The organism is Yoonia sp. I 8.24 (genome assembly GCF_022096995.1).
GTDB lineage: Bacteria > Pseudomonadota > Alphaproteobacteria > Rhodobacterales > Rhodobacteraceae > Yoonia.
On record NZ_JACXGQ010000005.1, the window covers coordinates 48,399 to 62,949 of the forward strand.

17 protein-coding genes are annotated in these 14,551 nt (G+C 52.7%); 9 read left to right on the forward strand and 8 right to left on the reverse strand.

Features of this window, described 5'->3' with window-relative positions:
- Positions 1-129 precede the first annotated feature (129 nt).
- Both Yoon_RS11055 and Yoon_RS11060 read right to left on the reverse strand, forming a co-directional pair.
- On the reverse strand, positions 130-1,239 hold the full coding sequence (locus Yoon_RS11055) for a Gfo/Idh/MocA family protein (protein WP_238112281.1): 1,110 nt from the start codon (positions 1,237-1,239) through the stop codon (positions 130-132).
- A gap of 9 nt (positions 1,240-1,248) precedes the next feature.
- Positions 1,249-1,959 carry a GntR family transcriptional regulator gene (locus Yoon_RS11060; protein ID WP_238112282.1) on the reverse strand — a complete coding sequence of 237 codons (711 nt, stop codon included), beginning with the start codon at positions 1,957-1,959 and terminating at the stop codon, positions 1,249-1,251.
- 132 nt (positions 1,960-2,091) lie between these two features.
- On the opposite strand from Yoon_RS11060, the gene Yoon_RS11065 reads away from it, so the two are divergent.
- The 7 genes from Yoon_RS11065 (at position 2,092) to Yoon_RS11095 (ending at position 6,835) form a co-directional block, all read left to right on the forward strand.
- Positions 2,092-3,246 (forward strand): LLM class flavin-dependent oxidoreductase, encoded by a 1,155-nt coding sequence (locus Yoon_RS11065; RefSeq protein WP_238112283.1) that lies wholly within the window; start codon positions 2,092-2,094, stop codon positions 3,244-3,246.
- A 2-nt stretch (positions 3,247-3,248) separates the two neighbouring features.
- Positions 3,249-4,139 carry an aldo/keto reductase family oxidoreductase gene (locus tag Yoon_RS11070; protein ID WP_238112644.1) on the forward strand — a complete coding sequence of 297 codons (891 nt, stop codon included), beginning with the start codon at positions 3,249-3,251 and terminating at the stop codon, positions 4,137-4,139.
- Positions 4,136-4,657 carry a flavin reductase family protein gene (locus Yoon_RS11075; protein WP_238112284.1) on the forward strand — a complete coding sequence of 174 codons (522 nt, stop codon included), beginning with the start codon at positions 4,136-4,138 and terminating at the stop codon, positions 4,655-4,657. Before Yoon_RS11070 ends, Yoon_RS11075 begins: the two co-directional genes overlap by 4 nt.
- 106 nt (positions 4,658-4,763) lie before the next feature.
- Entirely contained in the window at positions 4,764-5,042 is a 279-nt protein-coding gene (locus Yoon_RS11080) for a hypothetical protein (protein ID WP_238112285.1), read from the forward strand.
- A 21-nt stretch (positions 5,043-5,063) separates the two neighbouring features.
- A complete protein-coding gene (locus Yoon_RS11085) occupies positions 5,064-5,378 on the forward strand; it encodes a hypothetical protein (RefSeq protein ID WP_238112286.1) in 315 nt (104 codons plus the stop codon).
- 177 nt (positions 5,379-5,555) lie between these two features.
- Positions 5,556-5,864 carry a hypothetical protein gene (locus Yoon_RS11090; protein ID WP_238112287.1) on the forward strand — a complete coding sequence of 103 codons (309 nt, stop codon included), beginning with the start codon at positions 5,556-5,558 and terminating at the stop codon, positions 5,862-5,864.
- A complete protein-coding gene (locus tag Yoon_RS11095; RefSeq protein ID WP_238112288.1) occupies positions 5,855-6,835 on the forward strand; it encodes a YeiH family protein in 981 nt (326 codons plus the stop codon). The genes Yoon_RS11090 and Yoon_RS11095 overlap by 10 nt, the downstream gene beginning before the upstream one ends.
- A gap of 174 nt (positions 6,836-7,009) precedes the next feature.
- Here the strand turns inward: Yoon_RS11095 and Yoon_RS11100 are convergent, their stop codons facing one another.
- A complete protein-coding gene (locus Yoon_RS11100) occupies positions 7,010-7,471 on the reverse strand; it encodes a hypothetical protein (RefSeq protein WP_238112291.1) in 462 nt (153 codons plus the stop codon).
- 234 nt (positions 7,472-7,705) lie between these two features.
- Between Yoon_RS11100 and Yoon_RS11105 the strand changes: the two genes are divergently transcribed.
- On the forward strand, positions 7,706-8,935 hold the full coding sequence (locus tag Yoon_RS11105) for an AGE family epimerase/isomerase (protein WP_238112292.1): 1,230 nt from the start codon (positions 7,706-7,708) through the stop codon (positions 8,933-8,935).
- A 58-nt stretch (positions 8,936-8,993) separates the two neighbouring features.
- Here Yoon_RS11105 and Yoon_RS11110 read toward each other — a convergent pair whose 3' ends face one another.
- From Yoon_RS11110 to Yoon_RS11130, 5 genes are all read right to left on the reverse strand, one after another.
- A complete protein-coding gene (locus tag Yoon_RS11110) occupies positions 8,994-10,271 on the reverse strand; it encodes a TRAP transporter large permease (RefSeq protein ID WP_238112293.1) in 1,278 nt (425 codons plus the stop codon).
- 1 nt (position 10,272) lies between these two features.
- A complete protein-coding gene (locus Yoon_RS11115) occupies positions 10,273-10,803 on the reverse strand; it encodes a TRAP transporter small permease (RefSeq protein ID WP_238112294.1) in 531 nt (176 codons plus the stop codon).
- A 92-nt stretch (positions 10,804-10,895) separates the two neighbouring features.
- Positions 10,896-11,879 carry a TRAP transporter substrate-binding protein gene (locus Yoon_RS11120; protein WP_238112295.1) on the reverse strand — a complete coding sequence of 328 codons (984 nt, stop codon included), beginning with the start codon at positions 11,877-11,879 and terminating at the stop codon, positions 10,896-10,898.
- A gap of 150 nt (positions 11,880-12,029) precedes the next feature.
- Positions 12,030-12,548 (reverse strand): redoxin domain-containing protein, encoded by a 519-nt coding sequence (locus Yoon_RS11125; protein WP_238112296.1) that lies wholly within the window; start codon positions 12,546-12,548, stop codon positions 12,030-12,032.
- A gap of 98 nt (positions 12,549-12,646) precedes the next feature.
- Positions 12,647-13,330: a GntR family transcriptional regulator gene (locus Yoon_RS11130; protein WP_238112297.1), complete on the reverse strand. Its 684-nt coding sequence runs from the start codon at positions 13,328-13,330 to the stop codon at positions 12,647-12,649.
- A 379-nt stretch (positions 13,331-13,709) separates the two neighbouring features.
- Between Yoon_RS11130 and Yoon_RS11135 the strand changes: the two genes are divergently transcribed.
- A complete protein-coding gene (locus Yoon_RS11135) occupies positions 13,710-14,546 on the forward strand; it encodes a helix-turn-helix domain-containing protein (RefSeq protein WP_238112298.1) in 837 nt (278 codons plus the stop codon).
- The last annotated feature ends 5 nt before the right edge of the window (positions 14,547-14,551 follow it).

Here is a 14,551-nt window from a genome sequence, read left to right on the forward strand (position 1 = left end):
CGGGAAATGGTTCAATGAAAATGCATGTTTTTTCAAAAATTAATTAATGCATTGAATTTATTATATTTTAACTCACTATTTTTATTTTTCTTCCCCCGAACCCCAACTTTATGGGCCGGAGGCAGCGGATCAATCTGTCAGCTCGCTCATGTGAACTATGCGATGTTCGCGGATCGAAATTTGCGCGGCCATGCCGATTAATACGGCGATTTTTCCATCGTTCAGCGATACATCAGGCTGGTCACGGTGCCCGCGCACCAGTTCAAGGAACCCTTGGTGCTGGTAATAGGTCGAACCATTATGATCGCCTGCGTCAAGCAAGGCTGGGTCAACGGGGATGTCTTTGTGGACCGGGCCTTTGGGGGTACGCGGGCTGACGATCAGTTGCGGCACGGGGGCTTCACCCAAATGATCTGGCCAAAAGCGGCCGGGGCCGGGCACCAAAGCTTCGACCTTACCGTTTGGACCAACTGCGGATATTTCCTCTTGGTATTCGGCGCCCTCGGCAAACATGCATAGTTCCAGCATGGCACGGCTCCCATTCGCAAAATCCACGATGACATAGCCATTGTCCAGAATATCCGGCTGTTCCCCATTATACCGTTCGTCAATGTGGTTCGCATCTTGGCCGCCAGAGGCCATGACCCGGATCGGCTCAGATTTCAAAACCAACCGCATCAGATCAAAGAAGTGACAGCATTTTTCGACAAAGGTCCCGCCTGAATAGCGATCAAACCGGTTCCAATCGCCGACTTTTTCTAAGAACGGAAAGCGGTGTTCGCGAATTGTCAGCATTTTGATCCCGCCGGTGACGTCATCCGCGCAATTCAAAAGCGCTGTGATGGGCGGCATGTAGCGGTATTCCATCGCGACCCAAACCGGCGAAGGGTACGTGTTTGCAAATGTGTTGATACGTTCGATTTGCTCAATGTCGGTAAATAGCGGTTTTTCTACCAACACCGGCAGATGCCGTTTTGTGGCCAGTAATTCAAGCTGTTCGACGTGCCGGAAGTTTGGGCTGACAATCAGAATGCAATCCAATTTAGGCAGGTCCAACAACGCATCGATGCTTGCAACCATTTGGGCGTCAGGCGCAATTGATTGGGCGATCCTCGCCATTTCCTTATCAGGTTCAAAGACCCCGGCAACGCGCGCATTATCCAACAACGCGATGTTGCGCATGTGTTCATGGCCCATCATGCCGCAGCCGATGATGCCGTAGTTTGTGGTGTTTGACATATTTCCTCCCTAACGCAGGCGCTGCACATAGCGGGCGCGCTGCGGGTCAAACCAAGTTCTTGAAAACTCAACCGAACCATGTTGTTCGGTGTGGCTTATCCGCTCAATAAACCCGACAGCTTCGCCGGGTTTTGGCGTGAATTCTGTGGGGGCCCAATCGGGGACCTGTCCGATCGACACATAGTCTTCGGCGTGTGTGATCCAAAACCCAAGTCGCATTTTGTAATAGCGGTACAGCGAATCAGATAGGTCTGCGGGCACGATTTCCCCCGCGCAACTGTCGAGCCAAATTTCTTCGACAGCGATAGGTTCGTGATTCAAAAATCGCAACCGCTTTATCCGCGTGCCCCGTTCCGACTGCCCGAATTGCGGCAGATCGTCGGGCTTTTTCAATTCATCAACAGCCAGAATTTTTGCCGTTGGCAGCCCGCCACCGCGCAGCAATTCCAGCCGGAACATCGAATAGACGCTGGCAACATCAGGGGTCTTTCGGACATAGTTTCCCGACCCTTGAATACTTTCGATCAGGCCGTTTTTTTCAAGTATTGCGAGCGCTTTGCGCAAGGTCCGTACGGTCGTATCATGCTGTTTTGCAAGCGTACGCTCTGGTGGCAATCGTTCCCCGTCCAGCAATTGGCCAGACGCGATTTCGCGGATCAAGACCTCACTGATCTGCACATAGAGCGGCAGTGAAGTTGCTGTTTCGCTTTTAACATACATCGCGGGGAGGGTTGCTTTCGAAAATAATTGATACACCATTGATCCAGATCATAGACACTGCTAGCCGTAAAGAAAGTCAAGCGGTTTTCTCAGAGAGAAATCTAGAAAACCACACCAGGGAGGATGACAAAAATGACCGTCGTGCCGGTAACGTCTGCTGATCTTGATGCCGCCGAGGTGTCGTGGTTTGCGGCCCTTTGTTCAGATGACTATCAATTTTTGGGGCAACCCGATGGGGCGCTTCGGTCATCGTGGGATCATTGTTCTGGCATCGTAAAAATGGCTGAAAAGCAGGGATTTCGGAATATCCTATGCCCGTCATCCTATCAGGTTGGCCAAGATACGCTAAGCTTTGTGGCGGGCTGTGCGCCGATCACATCGGACATCAATATGCTGGCCGCCGTGCGTTGCGGGGAAATGCAACCGATCATGCTGGCCCGCACGATTGCGACGCTTGATCACATGTTAAACGGGCGTTTGACCGTGAATATCATCAGCTCTGATTTTCCCGGGCAGGTCGAAGACAGCAATTACCGGTACCAGCGTTCACGCGAGGTCGTTGAGATCTTAAAACAAGCGTGGACCAAAGACGAAATCAACCACAAAGGTGAGATTTACAATTTCTCAGGCCTGACCACGGACCCCGTGCGCCCCTATCAAACAGGCGGGCCGCTGTTGTATTTTGGCGGTTATTCCCCTGCCGCGCTGGAACTGTGCGGTGAACATTGCGATGTTTACCTCATGTGGCCTGAAAAGGTCGAAGAATTGGCTGGCCGTATGAAGGCTGTGAATGCGGTTGCCGAAAAATACGACCGCACATTGGATTACGGGCTACGCGTACACGTGATCGTGCGCGATACAGAGGCCGAGGCGCGCGAATATGCGGATTATATCGTGTCGAAACTGGATGATGATCAAGGCGACGCGATCCGCAACCGTGCGCAGGATGCGAAGTCACTTGGTGTTAGTCATCAGGCAAAGAACCGTGAAATCGCGGATAATTCCGGCTATATTGAACCCAACCTGTGGACAGGCGTTGGCCGCGCACGGTCTGGCTGTGGTGCGGCACTTGTTGGATCAACAGATCAGGTCTTGTCGAAACTTGAAGCCTATCAAAAAATGGGTATCCGTGCGTTTATCTTGTCAGGTTATCCGCATATGGATGAAGCCGAACATTTTGGAACACGCGTCTTGCCACAAATGAAAACCTGTTCATTGCCCCAAGAATATGGGCGCGTGCCTGCCGATGTGCCTGCAACCCCACTTGGAAACGGAGACCGCCGCTAATGATGCCGCGTATTGATATCACCCCTGACCTTTCGTTTAGTCAGCTCGTTTATGGCATGTGGCGGATCGGCGATGACGCTGACACATCTGTCGCGCATATCGAAGCTAAAATTCAAAGCTGTCTTGCGCAGGGAATTACGACATTTGACCAGGCTGACATCTATGGGGGCTATGCTGCCGAAGACATTTTGGGCACCGCATTAAAGGCGAATCCCGCGCTCCGCCCGCAAATGGAGATCGTCACCAAATGCGACATCGTCGCGCCAATGGGCCGTTATGAAGACGCGAAATGCAAACATTACGACACTTCACGTGCGCATATCACGTCATCTGTTGACTATTCGCTTGCGGCGATGGGGATTGAACAAATTGACCTGCTGCTTATTCACCGCCCAGACCCGCTGATGGATCACCGCGAAACAGGCGCCGCGCTGGACGAGATGGTAAAATCTGGCAAAGTGCGCGCTGTTGGCGTGTCCAATTTTCGGCCCTTCGACTGGGAATTGCTGCAATCGGGTATGACCAACAAGCTGGTGACGAACCAAATTGAAATCTCAGCCTCTGCGATCACCCCATTCACCAATGGCGATATCGCATTTCACCAACGCCATGATCACCCAATGATGGCGTGGTCCCCGTTGGGTGGCGGCGATTTGATGACAGGGCAAAGCGCGCTAACGGACCGTATGGATGAAATCGCCAAAGATCAGGGCGTAGACCGGGCGGCCGTTGCCGTTGCGTTTTTGCTGCGCCACCCGGCCAAAATATTACCGGTATTGGGGACAAATAACCTTGATCGAATTGACCGCCTGTCAGATGCTCTTTCTGTTACAATGAGCCGTCAAGACTGGTTCTATCTTTACGAATCCGCATTGGGTACCGAAGTCGCATGATCGCAACCGAAACAATCGCAACCGAGACATCATTTGTCCCTGACCCGCGCAACCCGCGCCAATTACGGGATGCATTTGGGCGGTTTGCGACTGGCGTGACGATTGTGACAGTCGCCACGCAAGATGGTCCAATGGCTATCACGGCGAATAGCTTTTCGTCGCTATCCTTGGATCCGCCGCTGGTGTTGTGGGCGCCGGATAAGTCGTCGCGGCGTTTTGTGCATTTCGCGCAAGCGGAACACTTTGCGATCCATATCTTAGCGTCCGATCAAGAAGACCTGTGTTGGCGGGTTGCCCGCGATGGGGCCGGATTGCTGGCAAGTGAACTGACCACGAACGCCGAAGATGTACCCGTTTTGGCGGGATGTCTCGCGCGGTTCGAATGCCGTCGCTACGCATCATATGACGGCGGGGATCATGACATCATTGTGGGGCAGGTTATTCGCGCTGCACAACGTGACGATGGTGAGGCACTCACGTTTTTTAAAGGAAAAATGGCTGGTCACATCGCGCGATAACGCGGTGTAAATGGAGGCAGCCAACAACAAGAATTAAAGTTGAAATTCGAGTGTCTGGAGAGGACACCATGAAGGTGAAATCAAATATTTTACCTTCATGGTATTGATGCTGTCAGGCGCATCTAGCGCGTATGCGGACGAAGTATCGTTCCCTTGTTATCATGACAGCGACGAATACGATGTGATCGTAGACATGCTGCCAACATTCAACGAAAATACGGGTTACACTGTTAAGCTGGAAACCGTCGCCTATGACGCTATCCGGGATCAGCTTGAAAACCAGTTGGAGACAGACGCTGCCCATGATGTGGCGCGCGGGACCAATGTCGGCGGTTTGAACCACTATTATCTTGATCTCGCCCCCTATGTGGATGGCGCAGCTTAGGAAACCAGCTATGGTGCCACATTGCCGTGGTTTCGCACACCCGGTGGCGAAGATGCAGGCATTTACAGCTGGATGACGCAGCTAACCGTGACCGGCCCTTATGTGAACGTGACGCCTTTTGAAGGCGCCGTCGTTGATATGCCCGGCGGTGCGGCGATGGCTGCACTTAATTCAATAGGCATGCCAGAAGCGGCAGCTGCCCTGATTGATTTCCTTGCGGGGGAAGAAAACACTGCCAGCTTTGCGGCCGCGACACGCAACACCACGGCGCACCAAGACCTGCAGGCATCCAGCACTGGCCGCGCCTTGGAACACATTGATTTGCGTCACCCATGATCACGTCGAAGCCATGACAATGGCCGATAAGTTCGCAGTTCTGTGGGCCGGTAAGGTTGAACAATTTGAAACCCCCTTGGACCTGTTAAACCATCGCAATAATCTCTTTGTTGAAGGGTTTATCGGATCTCCTGCGATGAATTTCTTGCAAGGCAAGGTCAGTCCGCAGGGATTTTTTTGGATGATGAAACGGTGGTCGTAGTTGATCCGGCACGGTTACAAGGACCCGAAGACACGCCTGTTGAATTGGGTGTCCTGTCGCGCGACTTGATCATCGGTCCGACTGGACTGGTCAATTTGTCGAATTTGGACGTTGAGCAACTGGGCGCTGAAAGCTATCTGTTCGCAATGCTTTCAACAGGAGAATATATCGTGGTGCACCAACCCGGTCAAATGGATGTCAAAATAGGTGACGGGCTCCGCGTTGCTGTGAATCCTGACGCTCTGTTCGTATTCGAAAAGGCGAGCGGGCAAGCATGGTACTAAACGTTAGGGCCGTTTTTCCGGGCCTCTTATTCGCGGCCATGGTCGCGATGGCCGCGCAATTCTTGTCAGAACACTACGGCGCTCCGGTCATGTTGATGGCCATTCTGCTAGGCATTCCGTTTCAATTTCTATCAACCGAAGAACGCACCTCGGTCGGGATCGCCTTTGCGTCACGCCGCGTGTTGCGGATCGGCGTGGCATTGTTGGGAGTGCGCGTCAGCGTTGATATGGTTGCCGAAATTGGTTTTGCCAATGTGGCGCTCGTTGCATCTGGGGTGGCACTAACCATTCTCTTGGGTTTAGTGCTTGCCCCGCTCTTTGGCCGGAGCCGGTCATTTGGCTTCTTGGTCGGTGGTTCGGTCGCAATTTGCGGCGCATCAGCGGCAATGGCGATCGCGTCCTTGTTGCCCAAGGGCGAGAATACAGAACGCGATGTGACCTTTACTGTGGTATCAGTGACGCTCGCCTCAACCGTGGCGATGATCGCTTATCCGATATTGATCAGCGCTATGGGCATGGATAGCCAATCTGCGGGGGTTTTCTTGGGTGGCACCATCCATGATGTCGCACAGGTTGTCGGAGCCGGGTATTCCGTGTCGGAAGAAACGGGCGACATTTCTACTTTGGTCAAACTGTTCCGCGTCGGCATGCTTGCGCCTGTGGTTTTCATCGGTGCGTTGTTCTTGCGTCAATCCGGTCAAGGTGCAGAAGGCGTGCCGCTTGTCCCGGGATTTGTGATCGGGTTCTTAGTGCTGGCAGGGATGAATTCATTTGGGTGGCTCCCAGACCTTGCCATCCAGACTGCCGACAGCGTTTCACGCGCGTGTCTCGTGACTGCGGTCGCTGCTGTGGGGATGAAAACATCGTTTGAAGATTTGCGAACCGTGGGCAGATCCGCGCCACTGATGATCTTAATCTTGACGATCGCGCTTGCCGGTTATGTTTTAATTGGGCAGCATATCCTGCTTTGATTTCAGCCCGAAGGATGGGCTTCAACACAGGATTTACGTTCTTATGATGTCGGGGCATAGCGGCACCGAATTGATCAGCCCTAGGTATTGGAAACCGACTGCGGTGATCAACATCAAATAGGACATTAGTGCGATTGCAGTGTACGCCAGGTTTTAGCCCAGACCTACTGCGTTTCAGGGGGGTGATGTGAGAATTTCAGGAGGATTTGCCGTCACAACATTGATCGTATGGTCAAGCGTATTGATTTGGTAATGTGTCAATTTTCCGGGAAAATCTGACGTCGCCCAAGTACTTCGTTCTACAAAATCCAAGAAGAAGGATTTTGAGAAAACTCTGAGCCAAACGCCCAAAGAAGTCTCTTGGTCGCTTTGCTGAACAAACATTTCCTCAGTCACTGAATATGATACAAATTCGGAAAAACTTATCCTCACTACGTCGCTTTCTGGTTTTATTTCAAGGGGGTATACGTCGCGAATTCCATGGACTGTTTCCGACTGAGAACCACGTATTGCAGTGGCGATATCCACGACTAAAAGGCGCTGATTGATTGCTTCAATCTGCTTGGTTAGCCAGTTTTCACCAGCATTCACCCACGTAACAATTGGGTGCTCAGTGTTTTCCCATACGTCAGCCATTCGTACTCTTCTTCGCTAGACAGCTATTTGTCGTTCTAGAACCTAGTACCTAACGCGTGCGACAAGCAACGGCAGCTTTGTCCACATAGTACCCCGACCTACGCTGTATTGAAGGTCCGCTTTGGGTGTCGGTTGCAATGGTTCGCCCTGATGAAAGTCAGTGATCAAGGGTGATGGGTTGGCTGGTTGCCTGCAGTCGGGTACACATTCGCTCCAAACACCAGAGGAAAACCAATGAAACGACCGCTTTGTAATCAAGACGGTGCTCACCAACATTGGCTGCAAGACACGGTGCATCGCAGCTACTTGGAGGCGGATGCGCAGCGACAGTGCGACTTTTTTCGCCCAAGTGTGCGGTCTGGCGGCGGGTTTTATGTGATTGATCTGGACGGCGCGCCGTTGGACAGCACCCTACAGGAACTGCACACGACTGCGCGGATGGTTCATTCCTTTGCGCTTGGGCAGATGGCGGGGTTCGCGGGTTGTGCCGCGGTGGTTGATCACGGTTTGAAATATCTCAACAGCCACCACCGTGATGCGAAATTCGGCGGCTATGTCTGGGCGTTAGATGGCGACGACATCCACGACGGACGCAAGCTTGCTTATGGGCATGTGTTTGTTTTGCTGGCCGCGTCATCCGCGCATATGGCGGGGCATCCGGATGCGCTTGCGCTCATTGATGATGTAACACAAGTGCTTGAAACGAAGTTCTGGGAAGACGATCACGGCTTGTTCGCGGATGAATGGAACCGCGACTGGACCCCGTTTTCGACTTATCGTGGCATGAACGCCAATATGCACGGGGTCGAAGCCTTGTTGACTGCATATGAAGCGACGGGTCGTACCGCCTACTTGGACAAAGCGGGCCGCATTTTGGATTTCTTTGTCGGGCAAATTGCCCCGGCGAACAAATGGCGCTTGGCCGAGCATTACACCCAAGATTGGCAGATCGACTGGGCCTATTCTGAGAACCCGATGTTCCGCCCAGCGGGCACCACGCCGGGGCATTCGTTTGAATTGGCGCGCCTGTCGCTCCAATACTGGGATCTGCGCGGGCGGCCAGCTGGCGGCGTAGTGAATGCCGCGCGTAACCTCATGCAAGCGGCACTTGATGACGCATGGGACCCTGAACGCGGCGGGTTGATCTACACGCTAAACCACGACGGAACCCCTGCAATCAAAGACCGGTATTGGTGGCCCGTGACCGAAGCCATCGGCGTATTGGCAACCTTGATCAAGCTGGACCCAACCCCGGATGACGAAACCTGGTATCGCAAGCTGTGGCAGTTCGCGGATAGCCATTTCATCGATCACACGCGTGGCGGTTGGTATCCGGAAATTGACGTCACAGGCGCGCCAACAGATGCCCAGTTCAAAGGCAAACCTGATATTTACCACGCGGTGCAGGCGTCACTTTTTGCATTGGCGCCGGGCATTTCGAACATGGCAAAACCGGCAACGTAACCAAAAACGGCGCCCCACAACCTATGGAGCGCCGTCAATTCTTAAACTGTATTCGCCGTTACAGGATAGACGGCAACCAAAGCGAAACTGCGGGTACATAAGTGACCAAAATCAGTGCGCCAAGGATCGCGATATAGAACGGCCAGATCGATTTGAGCGCTTCTTCGATTTTGATCTTGCCTACGGCGCAGCCCACAAACAGACAAGTTCCGACCGGCGGCGTACACAGCCCCAGCCCAAGGTTCATCAGCATCATGATGCCGAACTGGGTTGGATCCATGCCAAGGCCTTTGGCAATTGGTAGGAAGATCGGTGTGCAAATCAGGATCAGCGCGGCCATATCCATGATCATCCCAAGGATCAGCAAGATCACGTTGATCATGAGCAAGATCATGATTGGATTGTCTGAAATCGTAACCAGCGCATTGCTGAGCCGCGTGGGGACTTGGTACAGCGCAAGCAGGTAAGCGAATGAGCTGGCGAAGGCGATCAAGATCATCACCATCGACGTCGTGCGGACGGTGCCTGTCAGTGCCTTGATAAACGATTCCCAACTGAGACTGCGGTAAAAGAATGTCGTCAGCAAGATCGCGTAGATCGCGCCAAACGCACCAGATTCTGTGACCGTGAATATGCCAGACAATGTTCCGCCAACGATGATAACCGCTGTCAAAAAGCCGGGGATCGCATCGCCTGCGCTGCGGCCAACTTCACCCCAACCGGGGAATGGTTCGGCTGGGTAGTTGTGTTTGACTGACAGAACATAGGCCGCGATCGCAAGACTGACGCACATGATCATGCCGGGCACAACGCCCGCGAGGAACAGTTTAGATACGGAAAGCCCGCCACCAGCAGCCACGGCAAAGATGATCATGTTGTGGCTCGGCGGGATCACAATCCCGGCGATGGATGATGTAACGGTCACGTTCACCGCAAAATCCGGGCGGTAGCCGCGCTCTTTCATAACAGGCACGAGGATCGAGCCGAGCGCCGAAATATCCGCAACGGCAGAGCCGGAAATGCCGCCAAACAACATGCTTGAGAAAATGTTCACCATCGCAAGGCCACCTTTGACATGACCAACAAGCGCAGAGGCAAGTTTCACCAAGCGCACTGCGATCCCGCCGTGCAACATGATTTCGCCCGCGAGGACAAAGAATGGGATCGCAAGCAATGAGAAGACTGAAACACCAGCGGTCGCGCGCTGGAAGGTGATCAGCATCGGAAAGCCTTCGTACCAGAACGCCGAGGCCGCAGCGATACCCATCGCAAAAGCCACCGGCATGCCGACAACAACGCCAACACCAAATACGAGCAATAGAATAGTCAGGCCCATATCAGGACTCCTGTTTTTCGGGGTGCGGATGCCAGTTGGCATAGGTCAGCAGGCGAATAATGCCGCGGCTGCCTGCGTGAACGACGATAAGCGCGCCACACAGGGTAATTGCAAGGGTCCGGAAACTCTCGGGAACATTAAGCATGGGGATCAGAGAATCCCATCCAAAGCGCATCAATCCAACACCCGCAAAACACATAATGCCGCCGAAAGCTGCGAGGATAAAATCAATCGCGACCATGATAACTTTTTGGACCGAGAAAGGCGCGAGATCGCGAAACAAGGACACGCCAAGATGCGTATCATCACGCACACCCGCAGCGGCACCAAGAAAGGCAATATAGCAAATCAGGATGAGGGCGAGCTGTTCAACCCATGTCGGGGTCACGTTCAGAACATAGCGCCCGAACACCAACCACCCGAAGGTGACGATCAGGACGACCAAGGCTATAGATGCCGTGAAGATGCTGAGCCACTGGACACCCGCCAGAACGGTTTCGCATCGATCAATTATGGATTTGCGATCACTCATGCGCGCGCCTCGCGTTTATTGTTGATTGGTAAGGGTATACAAAACGGCCCGCGTCGATACCGACGCGGGCCGCTTGTGTTTCTCAGTGGCTGTTAGCTGCCGTTACGGATCAGGTTCACCAGATCTGTAAGGTCAGGGTTCGCTTCAAGGAAGCCGTCGTATACTGGCGCCATTGCATCTTGGAATGGCCCTTTGTCAGCGATCGTATTCACGACTGTGCCGCCAGCTTGAACGATTTCCATAGAAGCCGCTTCACGCGCCTGCCACAGTTCACGCTGCAAGATTGCAGAGTTGTGACCAGCTTCTTTCAGGATTTCTTGCTGCTCAGCTGTCAGACCGTCGAAGGTAATCTTGGACATGCACAGACACTCAGGAATGATCAGGTGCTCTGTCAAAGAATAGTAAGATGCAACTTCAAAGTGGCTTGTTGATTCATATGATGGCGGGTTGTTTTCCGCACCATCAACAACGCCAGTCTGGATTGACTGATACACTTCGGCGAATGCCATTGGTGTCGCGTTGCCGTCCATTGATTCAACCATCTGAACGAACAGATCGTTGCTCATCACGCGGATTTTCAGACCTTCTACGTCTGCTGGCGTGTTGATTGGACGTACAGAGTTATAGAAAGACCGTGCGCCAGCATCGTACCAACCGAGCGGCTCAACGCCACGGGCGCGCATGCCTTCAGAGATCGCTTCGCCAACTTCACCGTCCATCATTTCATACATCGCTGGAATGGATGGGAAGATGAATGGCAGTGAAACAACGTTGGCTTCTGGCACTGATGTGCCAAACGGGCCGAGGCTGAATTCGCCAAAGTCGATGACGCCAAGGCGCAGTTGCTCAATCGCGTCAGGCTGGCTACCCAAAACGCCGTTGTGGAATGTTTTTGCGGTCAATTCACCGCCGGTGCGTTCTGCAACTTCGGCTGCGAATGATTCCATCGCGATAGAAACCGGATAGTCTTCAACGTGGATGTTCCAGCCGCGCAGCTCTTCGGCTGAGGCCGCAGTTGCTGCAAGTGCAATGCAGCTGCCAAGAACGGCACTGCGAAGTGTGAATGATGTCGTCATGTGATCCTCCCAGATACAAATATGGTTTGCGCCCCCCACCGAACGGAAAAGAATCCGCCCGATTGCGCCAACAGGTATACTAGTATGCCCTTAGTGAAGCGGTGTCAAACAAACCGTTGCAAAAAAGCGGATTCGCAGCGAAAACCCTTGCTATGCGGTGCCGCGTGCGGGGCGATCGTTCACTTTGGTAAAGATCATTCCATCAAGAAGTTCCGCTAAATCGGGGCGCGCAGAAGGGCCGTTCGAGATCGCAACAATCACAAGGCTACCGTCTGGACGAATCACAAAGACGCCCGGTTCAGCAAAGCGGCGATCCGTTTCGCCGCTTGACAACGGGTCAGACATATAGACGCCAAGCTGCGTCATCTGGGCTTCTGATAGGTCATATCCGATATCAAATGCCCAGCCGAATTCGGCTTGATCAGTCGTAGCTTTTTCAAGTGGGTCGGCTGACACAACCGCGATATCAAACCCTGCATCGGCCCAAGCACCGCGCATGTCGTTCAATGTGTTCAGGTATTTTTTGCAGCGTCCGCAATGCTTGCCACGGTAAACGATAAACAGCGTCCAGTTCTCACGCGGGTCACCAACTGTAAGCGTGCCGCCACCAAGTTTAGAAAATGACATTGGCGCAAGGGTGCTACCCGCGGTTGGCTTTGGTGTTGGCATTTTGATCTACTCCCCGTTTTTCTGATCACTATGCTGAGCCTAGCGAGTCAGTCTCTGGGATACCAGTTCACAAATCCGATCAAAATTCACATTCGCGTTTAGGGCTCAAAATAGTCGGGCTTATCTTTAAAAATCGCATCGATTGTCGCATCAAGCCGTGCCAGGTGAATGCGCCCGATTGCGACAGCCCCTTCGGCATCACCTGCGGATACGTGCTCAGCGATTTTCGTATGATCCTCAAGCAATTCAGGCATCCGATCCTCTTTTGACAGGCTCAGCATACACAGGCGATCAACGTTAGCTTTTTCGGCCGAGATAAGCTCAAACGCAAAGTCGACCTTAGCCGTTTTGCACAGGATGTTATGGAAGGCATAATCAAGCTTGCCAAATTTTTCGTAGCTTCCAGCCTCAACCGCTAGCGCCTGTTGCGCAAGATTCGCGTCAAGCGCCGTCTTCGTGGCGGCTGTGGCATTTTGCGCGGCACGGCGCATGACTTCAGATTCAACGCTCATGCGCACAAACCGCGATTTCGCGATTTCGCGGCGCGAGAAACGTTTCACCTCGGTTGCTTTCTGTGGCTGGATCAGCAACAGCCCCAAATTTGCCAACCGGCTAAACGCATCGCGCACCGGCTGACGTGATACGCCAAATTGGGCCGCGATTTCCGCTTCAGAAATTTTATCTCCGGGCAACATCTCAAGATTGTTGATTGCACTATAGAGCGTCTCGAAGACGACATCGACACTCGTCTTGCGTTCTTTGGTGCGGGCTGTTGCTGTCATCGTCTTGTCCTCCGGTTCGGAAAGGGAATAACTTGAGTTTTAACGATTGGCCAGAGTTTCGCAGGCAGCCACATGCAAAGAAGCGCATATTAACCTACCATTTCGATACCTAGCACAAATATCGCGCACCTCTGGATGCGGGCCTAGTGCAGCCGTTACTTTTTGCTAACTCCAAAATTCCCTCCCAAGAATTTGCGGAGCGGTTGCACCTGACAATCGCCCACACAGCGATACTAGTATGTCACACAATCAAAAGCGAGCCTTCTGTTTTTATGTGCAAAGCTGGAATCGAAAGCGACATTGTTTTGTTACACAAGTTTCATATCTGGGGACGAGAAATTGTTTGACTCACGCTCTGTAATTCCAATATTCATGAAATATGGAATCACTACTTACAGATCGTCTTTCGACCCTCAGCCATCCACAGCGCATGGCGGTATTTCGGTTGCTGATGCGTCGATGTCCAGATGCTTTGCCTGCGGGTGAAATCGCAGCGGTGCTTGACCTCAAACCGAGCACGGCATCGGTCTATCTTTCGGCGTTGACGCAAACACAACTGATCACGCAGCAGCGCAAAGGGACGCAACTGCTTTACTCCGTCAATCTGGCAACGGCACGCGATGTTGTTGCCTGCCTTTTCTTCGATTGCTGTCGCGGGCGGGCAGATCTTTGCCCGCCATCATACTCAGATCTTCTAAATGGGCTTCCCAAAATGACTGACAAAAAATTTAACGTGTTGTTCGTGTGTACGGGCAACTCAGCGCGATCCATCTTTGCCGAAACCATTCTGCGGGATATGGCTGGCGATCGATTCACAGCCTATTCGGCTGGCACGATACATCGGTCTGAACTGAACCCGCTTGCGGTAGAAATGCTTCAGGCGAAAGGTCATGATGTTTTGTCGCTTCGGTCTAAAAATGTAAGCGAATTTCAACAAGACGACGCCCCGCAGATGGATTTTGTTTTTACAGTCTGTGATCAGGCTGCCAACGAAGAATGCCCCACATGGCCCGGTCAACCAATATCAGGGCATTGGGGTATGCCCGACCCGGTAAAGGCTGAAGGCACCGAAGCCGAGAAACGGCTGGTGTTCCATCAGACCTATGGCGCGCTGCATAATCGGTTGCAGTCTTTCACTGCATTGTCACTAGACCTATTGGATCGCGCCGCATTGCAAAAACAAGTCGATGACATCGGCAAACTTGAACAAGAATAGGGCGA